This window comes from Roseateles aquatilis (assembly GCF_002205645.1).
In the GTDB taxonomy this organism is placed as follows: domain Bacteria; phylum Pseudomonadota; class Gammaproteobacteria; order Burkholderiales; family Burkholderiaceae_C; genus Roseateles; species Roseateles aquatilis.
The window spans coordinates 444,492-456,628 of sequence record NZ_NIOF01000004.1 but is presented as its reverse complement, the minus strand read 5'-3'; the positions used below and the strand labels follow the sequence as shown (position 1 = coordinate 456,628).

Here is a 12,137-nt window from a genome sequence, read left to right as displayed (position 1 = left end):
ACGGAAGCCGCGCGAGAGCGTCCCGCCAAGCGCTGACGCCAGGGAATGTGCTGGATCCGTTGCCGGGGACCGGTGATCCAAATTTAGGCGCGCGGCATAGCCTCGAAGCCGAGTTCGAGAGCGTTGTAAAGACTGAGTGCCCGCGAGGGTTTTTCGTAGAGCTGGGCGCGAAACGCAGCCATCGCTGTGGCCAGATCCGATTCCTGCGCCTCGCCGTCGATCTGGCCGGTCAAGATGATCACCGGGCCGTGCGGGTTCTTGGCGCGGATCAGGGGCAGCAGTTCCTCGGCGCGGCCGTCGCTGAGCACCCAGTCCAGGATGTACCCATCGAAACTGGTCGTCTCAAGCGCGGTTCGTAGGTGCTCAGCTGTGGTGTAAGAGATGGCGTCGAGCCCCTTCTGGCGGAGAAACTGGACGATCGCGCGCCCGAGGTCATCGTCGTCGTCGATGACTGCCACGCGCCGGGGCTGCTCCATTTCAACGACGAGGCGGCGCACCTCGTAGGCATCCCGGCCGGTGGCCTCGGTGGCAGTCACGACGGTCCAGGCATCGCCCGGGCTTTCCGCCGCCAGTGCGACGTAGGGGCCGAAGCCCTGTTCTGCCCGCGGACCGGGCCAGATCGTGCACGGCGTGCGGGTCCCAGCGACGCACAGAACCGCAGGTTCGCCGGGCTGCTCCTCCACTAGGGCACCCAACAATCCGAACAACGGTTCGCCGAAATGGGCCGCGACGCGCTTGATCTCTTCGGCGCTCCACGGCGTTTCGCCCATCATGCGGCGCCTGACCTGCTGGTAGGCGATGCCGGCGGCGGCTTCCAGCGCCACCAAACGCTTGCGCTCCGGCACGCTTCGACGGTCCAGAAGAGCCTGGATGGCCTGGGTGATGGCCGAGTTGGACTTGGCAGGTTCCTGTTCCATGTTCCTGGACTTCTTCTCGAACGACGAACTCTTGAGAGCTTGGTCGAGTGTACGGCCCGCGATAGGCGGGAGGCACGGGCAAGCGGAGCGCCAGTCCCCTGCATTACCCTTATCTGTGACGAGTATTTATCAGAAAACGTCAACTTTGAGGGCGTCCGTGGCGTCGAGAAGGCAAGAAAAAAGGGCACCACCCGAAATCGGTTGGTGCCCTGAAGCGCTTGTCACCGCCGACGCGGCGGCGGTGCTCATCCTTATGCGGCCTCGACCACGGCCTCCCATTCAGACCGGCTCTGGTCGATCATCCGGCCGGCGATCGCCTCGAGCTCCGTGGAGCGGTCGTAGTCGGCGACCTCCTGGGCGTAGCCCGTCACCGCATTGACCAGCCCGTAGCCCGACAGGTCGGCCTCGGCGATCAGTGAGCGCAGCACGCCGGCGCGCTCCTGTTCGTTGAAGAGGTAGCGGGTGGCCAGCACCTCCACCGCCTTCACCGGGTCGCCCTTGAGCGGGATGCCCAGCGTGCGGCGCATCTTGTCGGCGGCGACCGTGAAGGTGGCTTCCGACACCGCCGACTGGACGACGTCGCGCACCTTCAGGAAGAAGGCCTTGTCGTCGGCGGCCAGCGTGTCATCGCGGAAGATGGTGACTTCCTCGGTGGACGCCTCGCTGAGGCGGCCCACGTGCGTCTTGCGCATCGCGCGGTCGGGTGCGATCAGGCCGTTGCTGCACTTCAGCCGGAACACCAGAGGCTGCACCGACAGCGTGCCCTGGCCGATCTCGGAGTTGCTGACGACGACCCCGGCCTGGACGATGTCGCCGGGCTGGATCTCGAACTGCACTTCGGGCGTGACCACCTTCAGGTACATCCGGCTGGCCGTCAGTTCGACCGACTCGAAACGAGCGCCCGGCAACTGCTTCAGGATCGGGAAGACGTGCTGCAGCAGGTCGTAGTTGTCGAGCCGGCGGTAGCGGTCCGAGAGGAAGGCGCGGGCCTGTCCATCGAGCGTGCGCACCATGCGCTGCTCGGGTTCCTGATGGAGCCAGGTGTCGACGTTACGGTCGAGCAGCGTCGGCTGGTCCATGCGCATCCGCTCGAAGTAGGCGAACGGGATCTTCAGCTTGTCGGCGATCTGCCGGCGGAAACCTTCCGTGGTCGGGAAGGACTTCGGGCCTTCGGGCGCTTCGATGGTGACGCTCGTGCCGCCGCCGGCCATCGTCTGGTGATGCATGAGCTGCGTGGGCACGATCATGTCGACCTTGGTCGCGAGCTGGCGTTCGAGTTCGTTGGCCAGGTCGATGAGGGAACGTCCGTACTTCATGGCAATCTCCAATGAAAGACGGGGACGGACCTCCCCGTGGGGAGTGCGTCCCCGCGGGGTGATACCCAGGACTGGCCTGGGCAGGGATGTAGCGAGACGGATCGACGTCACGCTGTGGATTCAAGGGCTGCCTTCGCCGCGATGCGGCCTGGTTTGGTAGCTACCAGAGGGAACCTCTTTCGCTGGGTCCGCTGGGGGCCCACTGAAAGTGAGCGGGGGCATTGCTGCCACCCGCCAAACGGCTATGCCGCCTTCGCCTCGGCGGCGACGCGTGCGAACCAGATATCGGCCCAGTCAGCGCCGGCCTGGCGAGGCACGAACACCTGAACCTTGCGGTCCATGGCGTCGCGCTTGGCCTCGCGCACGAGCCGTTGAGCCAGTGCGAAGGCCGAGGCCTGACCCGCGAACTCCGCATCCGCGTCGTTGTCGGCGTAGATGCAGACCCGTTTCACCGTGGGTGGTATCCACAGCTTTTCGAGGTTGCCGCAGTTCAGTGCGGACCAAACTTGCTTGCCGGTACTCAGTCGCACTGCGAGGCCGGTCTCTATGCCCTCGGTGATCGCCAACTCCTCGGCCGGCTCGTCGAGCCGTACCGCAGCGCCATTGATGCCCGAGGACAGGACCTTCTTGCTCTGCTCGCCAAGCGCCTTGCGACCATCCGTCAGGTACGTCCGGTGGAGCGTGATGGCATGGCCATCGGCGCCCTGCACACAGGCGATCATGGCGGGGTAGTCCGCGATCTTCTTGGCTCGCTGCTGCCCGGGCGTCTTGTCGTAGTAGCCCAGCGCCGGGTGGAAGCGCAGCGAGCGCGGATAGGTGGTCAACGCGATACCTCGATTGCGCAGGTACCGATCCACGTCGTCGCCCATTGCGATGGGCTTGGCCTCGTTCCAGATCCGCTGGCACAGCCGCTTCATGCGTTCCGGGGACGGCCCGGAGCCGCCTGCTGGCAGTGCGCGCACGACGCCGAGTTGGCGTTCGATAGCGTCCAGCAGCTCTCCGAACCGCAGTCCGAGCACGGCTTGCGCGAGCTTCAGGCCGCCGCCAGCGCCGCAGGTGCGGCAGTGGTAGTTGCCCTCTCCGAACTTGTCGGTGTACTGGAAACGGTCGGTGCCGCCGCAGCCGTTCAAGGGACACGGCTGGTTCTTGCCATTGAGGATGCTCTCGTCGACGCCCATGGCCTTGAGGATGGGCGTCCAGTGGTGATGCGCCCGGGTCTTGATGTCCCGGACGCGTGCTTCGAACTCGTCGTTCATGATGTCCTCGACATGTTGTGGGGCCGATGGATTGCGCAGTTCAACCCGCGCTCGCCACCGGCCCCTGGTCCAAGCCTCAGCCGCAGCTGCCGATGTGGTGGCAGTGCTCGCACCGCAGGCAGCCGTCCACCTTGCGCAGCGCGTGGGCGCCGCATTCGGGGCACTGCTTGCCACTGCGGGGAGCCGGCACCGCCGCCACGTGCACGGGCGCCGGGCTCGCTGGGTTACCCGCGTCGTTCGTGCAGGCCAGCGCGCCGGTCGGCATCTGCGCACCCATGGCGTCCAGGAAACCGCGCCGAATCAGGATCTCCTGCAGCGCGTGGCCGATGGCCGCGACCTCGGAGTCGTGGATGCGCGGCACCTGGCCGCCTTCGGCCTTTGCAACCGAGCCGTGGCGCACAGGGCCCTTGTCCCAGACCACTTCGCGCATGTTGGCCAGCGCTTTCGCGATTGACCCGCCGGAGCGGGCCACCATGGAAAGCAGGCGCATGTTCGAAGAGATCCACTGCTGGCCCTCGTCACGCTGTCCGGCGGGCACGAAGAACTCCACCGGCCGCTCGATTTCGACCTCGCGGCCGCCGACCGTCCCGCGCACAAGCATGAAGTTGACCGTGAGGTACACGGACTTCTTGCCATCGCCGGTCCAGTACTCGACCTTGGACGTCACCCCCTGCAGGTCACCGCCGGGACGACTCTCGATCTGCTTGCGCAACGGGTCCTCGTCGCCTGCCGCGGCGTTCGCCGGTGCGATCGACTCGACCGACAAGACGGACCCCGTGACGCTGTTGGGCCGATAGGTCGCCAAGCCCTTGAGGCCGGCCTTCCACGCTTTCGCATAGAGTTCGCGGAAGGCCTCGAAGGGGTAGTCCTTGGGAACGTTCACCGTCTTGGAGATCGACGAGTCGATGAAGGGCTGCACGCTCACCAGCATCTGCAGGTGCTCGTCCGCCGACATCTCCAACGCCGACACGAAGCTGGCCGGGAGGCTCGCTACGTCGCCGCCGCGCTCGCGGTACAGCCGGTATGCATGGTCCTCGACGCGGTACTCCTGGAAGGAGTCGTCGGGCATGCGCTTCTTGCGACTGTAGGTCCACGCGAACGCCGGTTCGATGCCGTTGCTCGCGTTGTCCGCGAAGGCCAGGCTGATCGTGCCGGTGGGCGCGATCGACAGCAGATGGCTGTTGCGCAGACCACGCTGGGCGATGGCCAGCCTGATGTCGGTCGGCAGCCGCTGCGCGAAGCCGCTCTCCAAGTAGCGCGGGGCGTCCAGCGCCGGGAAGGTGCCTTTCTCCTCGCCCAATGCGATCGATGCCCAGTAGGCCGCGTCGCGCATCGCCTGGGCCACTTTGGCTCCGAAGGCGACACCGTCCGCCGAGTTGTAGCGCACGCCCAGCATCACCAGCGCGCTGCCGAGGCCCAGGAAACCGAGGCCGACGCGGCGCTTGAACATCGCCTCGCGCTGCTGTTCCGGCAGCGGCCAGAAGGTCACGTCCAGCACGTTGTCCAGCATGCGCACCGCGATGCGCACGACGGCGTCGAAGGCCGGCCAGTCGAACCGAGCGGCGGCCGTGAAGGACTCGTGCACGAAGCGGGTCAGGTCGATCGAGCCCAGGCAGCAGCAGCCATAGTCGGGCAGGCTTTGCTCGCTGCAGGGATTGGTGGCCTCGATGACTTCGACGTAGTGCAGGTTGTTCTCCTCGTTCATGCGATCGAGGAACACGACGCCGGGGTCCGCGTGGTCGTAGGTAGACCGCACGATCTCGTCCATCAGCTCGCGTGCGCGCACCGTGCGGTACACCCACTTGCCGTCGGCACGCTGGTGCGCGCCGGCGTCGAGCGCTGACGCTGCAGGTTCAGCCACATGCACGAGCTCGAAGGTCTCGTCGGCTTCGACCGCGCGCATGAACGTGTCGGTCATGCCCACGGAGATGTTGAAGTTGTGCAGGCCGTTCTGGTCCTTGGCGTGCACGAACTCCAGCACGTCGGGATGGTCGCAGCGCAGGATGCCCATCTGGGCGCCACGCCGCGAACCGGCCGACTCCACCGTCGCACAGGACTGGTCGAAGATGAGCATGTAGCTCACCGGACCCGATGCGTTCGAGTGGGTGCCCTTGACCATCGCGCCCTTCGGGCGGATGCGGCTGAAGTCGTAGCCGACGCCACCACCTCGACGCATGGTCTCGGCGGCCCTGGCCAGTGCCGTGTAGATGCTGGGCTTGCCGTCGACGTCGTCGGAGACGCTGTCGCCGACCGGCTGCACGAAGCAGTTGATCAGCGTGGCGCGGATGTCCGTGCCGGCGGCGGAGTTGATCCGGCCGGCGGGGACGAAGCCGCTGCGCATCGCATGCAGGAACTGCTCCTGCCAGTGATCGCGTCTGTCGGCAGGCTCGGCCTGCGCAAGCGCACGGGCGACGCGCAGCTGCACATCGTCGATCGAGGTCTCGTCACCCTTGGCGTACTTCTCGAGCAGCACATCCACGGAGATGGGCTGTGGGGCGAGCAGGGCGATGGGCGAGGGAAAGTCATTGAGTTTCATGACGACTCCTGAAATGGAATACCCGCGCGGCCAGGGCTGCGCCGGCAGTGCTCGCGTGTGCGAGCGCTGCCGCGCGGCCTCGAAGGCGTGAGCGGGCGGAAAAGGCGAGGGGACGCGTGTGCGTCGACCGCCTGGCGGTGGTCAGCGGGCGCGGGCTTGCCGCGTGTTGGCTGAATTCGTGCAGCGGCGGGCTGCAGTGGGGACTCTTGGGCTGACTTCGTCGCAGGTGCAACAGGTTCGCCAGCTACCTCGGGGAAAGCTTCTTTCCGGAGCACGCGGCGGCGTGCTCTGGAAAGAACCGCCATGGGCGGTTCTCAAGGCCGGTGAGGTGTTCACCGGTAGTTTGCACTCAGCGCCTAAGATGCGCGCACGGCGGAGGCGGGCACGTTGTCGGCGTCCTTCACGCGCCAGACGGGCGCCTGTACGAAGCCGGACGCGCAACGGCGGCCGGTGTCCTCGAACAGTCCCGACGCGAGCAAAGGTTCGATCAGCGGTTCGTTCTCGGACCAGGACTTCACGGTGAATTCGTCGTGCGCAACACGCGCGCCGTAGGGCCCCAGGTTGGTCGACAGGATCCAGCCATCGTCGGGATCATCGCCGAGCAGGAGTTGCACCGAGATCGCGCCGCCTTTCGGATAGCGACCGACGATGATCCGCGCGGCGCCGTAGGGGGTCTCGACGGTACCGAGGCTCTTGGGTTGGGACATGGCCCGCTCCTTTTGAAAGCCGCGTGGCTACTGCAACGCGGAGGTGTACAGAAGGCCGCACACGAGGGCATTGCCCAGCGCATGCTTGAACAGATCCGGCACCGTCGCGCGGTGTGCCACCTGGGTGTCACCGTGGTCGGTTCGGCGGATCTGGTAGCCGCCTTGATCGAGCTGAACGTGGAACGCCGGGCGGTCCGCACCGGCAACCACAAACTCACGACCGGGTTCACCGGTCATCAACTCGCTTTCCTTCACGAGCCAGTCAAGGTCGTTCAGGGTGTGGACAGGAACCAGCGCGCGCAGGTCGGCGCGACGGATCGTGCTGGTATGGTTCATGTTGCTTCTCCTCATTCGTCGATGACGAGGCAGAAAAGGGCAGTGGGGGTGTGAATGACTCCAAGTTCCGGGCCGGCGCACTCGCCGCCTGGAGCAGCAGAACGCGGCCGCTTCCGTCCGGTGCCATGCCAGGTCTCGCGTCGGCCTCGCGGTCGGTCGCATCGATCAGGCACTGCAGCCGAAGGGACGGCGGTGCGGCGTACGTTGGAGCTTCGTCAGGCGGCTCCGATGCCTGCATCGGCTCATCGAAGGCGCCAGCGATGCCCCAGAGAATGAAGATCGCGAGCAGGGCCCATCCCGGGCTGAGCTTTGCTTGCCGCATCGGATGGTCTCAGCACGGAAGGAGCGAAGCGCTCGAGCCGAACAGATCCGGCTGGGCGGCCTCGCTGTGGGCCTTGATCTGTTCATTGATCCACTGCGGATTGCGGGCCAACTGCTTGGCCACCCAGTCCGGGTGCTCGCGGATCAGCGCCTGTACCCAGTCGGGATAGCGGGCCAGCGTGGCGCCAACCCACTTGCGGGCGTTTGCACGCAACCAGTCGCGCACGTCTTCGACCTGCAGTTCTCCGAAGTACGCGGTAGGCGACATCGGACTGCAGCCAACCACGCGAAGGCAGTTGGCAAACGAGAACGGCCGACTGTCCAGCGCAGGGTCCGTGAGGGCCCAGGCCAGCGTGTCGAGCTTCTCTTCGAGCGGAGTCTCGGGATCGGGTAGGCGGCGCAGCTCCAGCAGCAGTCGCCAGTGCAGGTGGACCACGTCCTCCTCAGTCCACTCCGGCGCGGGGTCCGAGTCGTCGAGGAAGTTGCGAACCGCCCTTTGGGCCTGGGCCGGAAGCTCTTGCATCGCGACGGGCTGGGGATGGTCCAGTTCGTCGTGGTCGCCGTGAAGGGCAAAGAACGCCCGAGACAGCGGGTCTCGCGCCAACGGTACGCGAGTAGCACTGGGAATCGGCATGATGTGCCTCCATGGGATGGCGGAGGCAATGCGATGCCCGGCGCGGGTGCAATGCCCCGCGGGGTTGAGTGGTGTCGGCGTAACCGACGTTCTAGGACTGGTGGTTGGAGCGTGCGAGGACCGCACGCCATCGGCACCAGCTGGCCGATCGGGAAACCTTTCGACGCACGCCCGCATGCGGAGCGGCGCCTCGAAAGGTCAGATCGAATAGGGAAGGATGGGCCCCGTGGGGCAGCACGAGGAATCCGTGCGCAGGATGGACTTGCCGAGGTTTGAGTGCCGGGCCAGCTGCGGCAGTGATGACTAAGTTACTTGCGTCGACGGCGCTTGTCAAATGCCCAGGCGACTGCGCTCCGAGGCCCCGTCAACCAAGGCATGGGACTGCCGGATTTCCGGTTGCCACGACAGCACATTTCTGACCGTGCGCCGCGCTAGCGATCCGAGCTGCGGTGGGCATGCACACGATTGCGACCGCCTGCCTTGGCGGCATACAGCGCCTGGTCCGCGCGCGCGACGAGGTCTTCGACGGTTGCGTCGCTTGGCGTCCATTCGGCGAGACCGAGACTCACGGTGATGGCAGGCAGGGACGCGTCCGCGGGTACGGCGAGCGCATTCCGGATCCGCTCCGCTGCGTGCAATGCAGCTGGCATCGCCGTCTCGGGCATCAGGATCAGGAACTCTTCGCCGCCGTAACGCGCGAAAACGTCGTGAGGTCGAATCAGCGAAGCCGTCCGCTCGCAGGTGTCGACGAGCACGCGGTCGCCCACCGGGTGCCCGTGCTGGTCGTTGATGCGCTTGAAGTGGTCGATGTCCAGCATCGCGACGCAGAAGGTGTGACCACCGCGCTGGCTCCGTGACATCTCGCGTTCCATTGAGGCGAAGAGCGCGCGGCGGTTGAGCACGCCGGTCAGGGGATCCCGGATGGCCTGTTCCTCGATGCGTACGCGAACATGATCGGATGCCATCGTCGCGAAGCCGATGACCAGCATGAGATTGCAGACCGTGAAGCTCGCGGTGTAGATGACCTGGATGACGTCCTGGGTCAGCAAGCCGCTGTTGCCCTGCGGCAAGACCAGTGCGTGCCCGGCACGCAGGCCATACACCAGCGTCAGCAGCGCCAGCCAGGTGATGGTGATAGAAGCCCCGATGCCTCGCTCGGAACTCGAAGCCTTTCCTACGCGGCGCAAGACGAAGGCGTGGCGAGCATTGATCGCTGCGCACAGGCCGGCGACGATCACGACGCGAATCCGGAAGCTGTGGTCGATGGCATCGAACCAGGTCAGGCCGAGCGCAGTGCCAACTACGACGCCGATCCAAGGAAGCCATCTCGCCCTTCCGCCGAAGTGCTCCTGCGTCCCGCCCAGCCACACAACGTAGGCCAGGATGAGCGCGGTGTTTCCGAGGGTCACGGATGCCAGGCTTGAAATCAAGTCCCTCAGGCCAAGCAGGACCAGCGCGGCAAAGACCAGCCATGCGCCAACGACCCAGCTCCGCAGGGCCGGAACGGGAAGGGGCGCGGCGCGCTTCAGAAAGGTCAGCACGAGGGCCATGAGCCCGCATGTGATCCCCCCGATGAGGACGGTTGTGCGAGGGTCCAGCATCGATGTCTCGTGGTCAGCCGGCGCTCGGCCAGCACATCCTCTGGCGAAGGTTCGGCCTGAGCGTTCCGCGTGGGCGCGGCGCAAGGGCGACAAGTACCCACTAGTTCGGTAAGGCTACCAGGATCGATGCGTCTTCTAGCCTACGTATCGCGAGCTCAACCCCTCGGGTTTTGCGCGGCTTGACGCGACGGAGGTGGCCCAAAAGGAGTCAACACCTCCGCAGCGCCACACCGGTTCGGAACGCGGGGGGCAGAAGCGAGGGGCCTGGCAGCCCCCCTCTAGTTCGAGTGTGAACGGGCGGATTTCCGGTTGTTGCGCGCCGCCCTCAGTGGTGAAGATCGAGCCAGGTGTCACAGCACACGGAGATACGCATGAACGAGAGCGCACTGGCGGTGATGGACAGCGGCGAGGCGAACAGGCGCATCCTGGCGAAGGACGAGTACCGTGCGGACTTCCGACGCGTTGAGGCTGCCTCGCTGAAGCGCAAGACGTCGCTGGCCAGCGGCGAGGGCAAGCGCATCTTCGCTCGCTGCTTCTACACCTTTCAGGCGGGCATGTACTTCGTGTCGACGCTGGGCCGCACGAAGCTGCCGCGGGAGTCGATCGAACAGATCGAGCAGGCGGTACGCGTCAAGCTCGAGGTAGCCACCAAGGAAATCGACAAGGTCATCGACGGAGCCGAACTGCTACTCAAGCAGAACAGCATCGAGACGATCGCAACCTATGACACCGTTCCCTTGGAGATCGAGATCGGAATCACGTCGGCGCTGGGGCGCAGGTACTTCGAGCTCATTCACAAGCTGGACCAGGCCATGCCCCTCGTTCAGACCCTGGAGATCGAAGAGATCATCAGCGAGAAACAGGCCGAGCATCAACGCTCGAATGCCAAGCGCATCGTCTTGTCGCTGGCCTCGACGGTCCGCAACTTCTCGTCCGGGGTGCGCCGGCGCATGAACGAGGCTGACGCAAAGAAGGCCGAAGGCGACGAACGTCCGGCGGCACGACCGGCGGACGATGCACCTTTGACAGAAGCAGCCGGCGGGACGAACGGCCACGACATTGCCGTCGACTCCTCTGTAGATCAAGACGCGCAGGTCATCGTTCCAGCTCAACTTGGTGCGGTCGACGGCGTGCACGTCGAGCAAACGACGGTCCAGTAGTGCCTCGCCTCGCGTCGCGCTGGCGCTGCAGGCGCCGATGGTTACCCAGCGGCCCAGCGCTGATCGAGGTTCGAGAAACGGCAATCAGCGTTCCGGTTCCACCGTGCTCCAGATGCGCAGCGTCGAGGGCTCGCTGTGTGGGCGGGACAGGCAGAGCGTGTACGGGGTGTTGGCCCGCCCCCAGTTGTTCCGGAACCTAGCCAAAGGCTTTCTCGCCGGTCGCCCTGACGGGCATGTCATCAACGTGGGTTGCGGTCTCTCCCACTACTTCCAGTGGCTCGACAACGGACAGGCGACGATGACCGACGCAGACCTGGAAGAAGCCCTCAATACCTGGTGACTCGGACATCCGAACTCCCGGCCTACAGACGCCCCATCACAGGACTGAGGCCGGATGTCAATTGGAGGGAAACCCGTGAGAAGCACGAGCGGCTCAAGCAGCCCAGACACGGGTCTTCGCCACGACGAAGTCGATCAGCGCGCGGGTTGCAAGCGTCTGATACCGCCCAGGCATACGAAGCAGGAACATCCTGGTGCCGAAGACACTCAGCCGCCAGTCGTTCAACGCCGTGATGACGTGGCCCGATTTCACGTCCTGTGCGACCACGTAGTCAGGCACCAGGCCCACGCCGATACCCGCCAATATGGCTTCGCGGAGGAACTGGAAGTTCTCTGAGGCAAGGGTCGGATGCAGCGTCAGCTCGCGACGATGCTCACCCTGGTAGGCCGACACGCGCAATTCACGCCCTGCGACTGCCGAGGTCACCAGAGGGGTGACGGTGAGGTCCTCAAGCTGCCGAGGCATTGGCCGAGTGGCGGCGTATTCGACTGATGCGCATGTCACATATCGAACCTGTGCCAGCTCGATGGCCACCATGAGTTGGGGTGGCTCCGACATGACGCGAACCGCGACGTCAACCTCTTCCTTCAAGAGGTCATCAACGCGGTTCTCGAAGAGGAGGTCGAGGGCGATGTCGGGGTACTGGCGCTTGAACTCAATCAGCCAGTCGGACATCACCATGTGACCGAATCCGGTGGGTACGCTCAGGCGGACCGAGCCGTGTAGCCCCTTTCCGAGCATCGTGATGGACTCGCGCGCAGCGAGAACCTCGTCGCGAATGATGCGGCCGTGCTGATAGAGCTTTTGCCCTGCCTCGGTCAGCTCCACACGTCGGGTGGTACGACGCATCAGCTGCATGCCTACCGACTTCTCCAACTGGGTCAGGTGGTAGCTGACGTTTGCCCGGCTCATCTTCATGTTTCGAGCCGCTAGGCTGAGATTCCCGGCTTCCACGATGTCGACGAAAAGGGCGAGCGATTGGGCATCCATCAGTTATTGGTCAAAAATCCTTG

At 65.2% G+C, this 12,137-nt stretch carries 11 protein-coding genes; 2 read left to right on the top strand and 9 right to left on the bottom strand.

The features are described 5' to 3' along the window. Positions 1 to 83: 83 nt before the first annotated feature. The 8 genes from CDN99_RS12520 to CDN99_RS12485 form a co-directional block, all read right to left on the bottom strand. Positions 84 to 917 carry a helix-turn-helix domain-containing protein gene (locus CDN99_RS12520; protein WP_088385173.1) on the bottom strand — a complete coding sequence of 278 codons (834 nt, stop codon included), beginning with the start codon at positions 915 to 917 and terminating at the stop codon, positions 84 to 86. Between the two features lie 251 nt (positions 918 to 1,168). Next, positions 1,169 to 2,233: a DUF932 domain-containing protein gene (locus tag CDN99_RS12515; protein ID WP_088385172.1), complete on the bottom strand. Its 1,065-nt coding sequence runs from the start codon at positions 2,231 to 2,233 to the stop codon at positions 1,169 to 1,171. Positions 2,234 to 2,475: 242 nt separating this feature from the next. Then, on the bottom strand, positions 2,476 to 3,489 hold the full coding sequence (locus CDN99_RS12510; protein ID WP_238139494.1) for a DUF7146 domain-containing protein: 1,014 nt from the start codon (positions 3,487 to 3,489) through the stop codon (positions 2,476 to 2,478). 76 nt (positions 3,490 to 3,565) lie between these two features. Next, positions 3,566 to 6,025, bottom strand: coding sequence for an adenosylcobalamin-dependent ribonucleoside-diphosphate reductase (locus CDN99_RS12505; RefSeq protein ID WP_088385171.1), 2,460 nt, complete (start codon positions 6,023 to 6,025; stop codon positions 3,566 to 3,568). 356 nt (positions 6,026 to 6,381) lie between these two features. Beyond that, positions 6,382 to 6,732 (bottom strand): hypothetical protein, encoded by a 351-nt coding sequence (locus CDN99_RS12500; RefSeq protein ID WP_088385170.1) that lies wholly within the window; start codon positions 6,730 to 6,732, stop codon positions 6,382 to 6,384. A gap of 27 nt (positions 6,733 to 6,759) precedes the next feature. Further along, positions 6,760 to 7,068, bottom strand: a complete 309-nt coding sequence (locus CDN99_RS12495) for a hypothetical protein (protein ID WP_088385169.1) — start codon at positions 7,066 to 7,068, stop codon at positions 6,760 to 6,762. Between the two features lie 331 nt (positions 7,069 to 7,399). Further along, positions 7,400 to 8,023: a hypothetical protein gene (locus CDN99_RS12490; protein WP_193531708.1), complete on the bottom strand. Its 624-nt coding sequence runs from the start codon at positions 8,021 to 8,023 to the stop codon at positions 7,400 to 7,402. Between the two features lie 431 nt (positions 8,024 to 8,454). Beyond that, the gene (locus CDN99_RS12485; RefSeq protein ID WP_158218831.1) at positions 8,455 to 9,573 is read right to left on the bottom strand and encodes a GGDEF domain-containing protein; all 1,119 of its coding nucleotides are present in this window, start codon (positions 9,571 to 9,573) and stop codon (positions 8,455 to 8,457) included. A gap of 422 nt (positions 9,574 to 9,995) precedes the next feature. Here CDN99_RS12485 and CDN99_RS12480 point away from each other — a divergent pair, with 422 nt between their 5' ends. After that, a complete protein-coding gene (locus CDN99_RS12480) occupies positions 9,996 to 10,784 on the top strand; it encodes an AcaB family transcriptional regulator (RefSeq protein ID WP_088385167.1) in 789 nt (262 codons plus the stop codon). Between the two features lie 112 nt (positions 10,785 to 10,896). Then, the gene (locus tag CDN99_RS29280; protein WP_238139493.1) at positions 10,897 to 11,124 is read left to right on the top strand and encodes a hypothetical protein; all 228 of its coding nucleotides are present in this window, start codon (positions 10,897 to 10,899) and stop codon (positions 11,122 to 11,124) included. Positions 11,125 to 11,217: 93 nt separating this feature from the next. On the opposite strand, the gene CDN99_RS12470 is transcribed toward CDN99_RS29280, so the two are convergent. Continuing rightward, the gene (locus CDN99_RS12470) at positions 11,218 to 12,114 is read right to left on the bottom strand and encodes a LysR family transcriptional regulator (RefSeq protein ID WP_088385165.1); all 897 of its coding nucleotides are present in this window, start codon (positions 12,112 to 12,114) and stop codon (positions 11,218 to 11,220) included. Positions 12,115 to 12,137 lie beyond the last annotated feature (23 nt).

Excerpts from the sequence above, each read along its gene's own strand:
- CDN99_RS12480 (WP_088385167.1), top strand. The coding sequence starts at position 9,996 with ATGAACGAGAGCGCACTGGCGGTGATGGACAGCGGCGAGGCGAACAGG.
- CDN99_RS12515 (WP_088385172.1), bottom strand. The coding sequence starts at position 2,233 with ATGAAGTACGGACGTTCCCTCATCGACCTGGCCAACGAACTCGAACGC.
- CDN99_RS12520 (WP_088385173.1), bottom strand. The coding sequence starts at position 917 with ATGGAACAGGAACCTGCCAAGTCCAACTCGGCCATCACCCAGGCCATC.
- CDN99_RS12505 (WP_088385171.1), bottom strand. The coding sequence starts at position 6,025 with ATGAAACTCAATGACTTTCCCTCGCCCATCGCCCTGCTCGCCCCACAG.
- CDN99_RS12485 (WP_158218831.1), bottom strand. The coding sequence starts at position 9,573 with ATGGCCCTCGTGCTGACCTTTCTGAAGCGCGCCGCGCCCCTTCCCGTT.
- CDN99_RS29280 (WP_238139493.1), top strand. The coding sequence starts at position 10,897 with ATGCGCAGCGTCGAGGGCTCGCTGTGTGGGCGGGACAGGCAGAGCGTG.
- CDN99_RS12500 (WP_088385170.1), bottom strand. The coding sequence starts at position 6,732 with ATGTCCCAACCCAAGAGCCTCGGTACCGTCGAGACCCCCTACGGCGCC.
- CDN99_RS12490 (WP_193531708.1), bottom strand. The coding sequence starts at position 8,023 with ATGCCGATTCCCAGTGCTACTCGCGTACCGTTGGCGCGAGACCCGCTG.
- CDN99_RS12470 (WP_088385165.1), bottom strand. The coding sequence starts at position 12,114 with ATGGATGCCCAATCGCTCGCCCTTTTCGTCGACATCGTGGAAGCCGGG.
- CDN99_RS12495 (WP_088385169.1), bottom strand. The coding sequence starts at position 7,068 with ATGAACCATACCAGCACGATCCGTCGCGCCGACCTGCGCGCGCTGGTT.
- CDN99_RS12510 (WP_238139494.1), bottom strand. The coding sequence starts at position 3,489 with ATGAACGACGAGTTCGAAGCACGCGTCCGGGACATCAAGACCCGGGCG.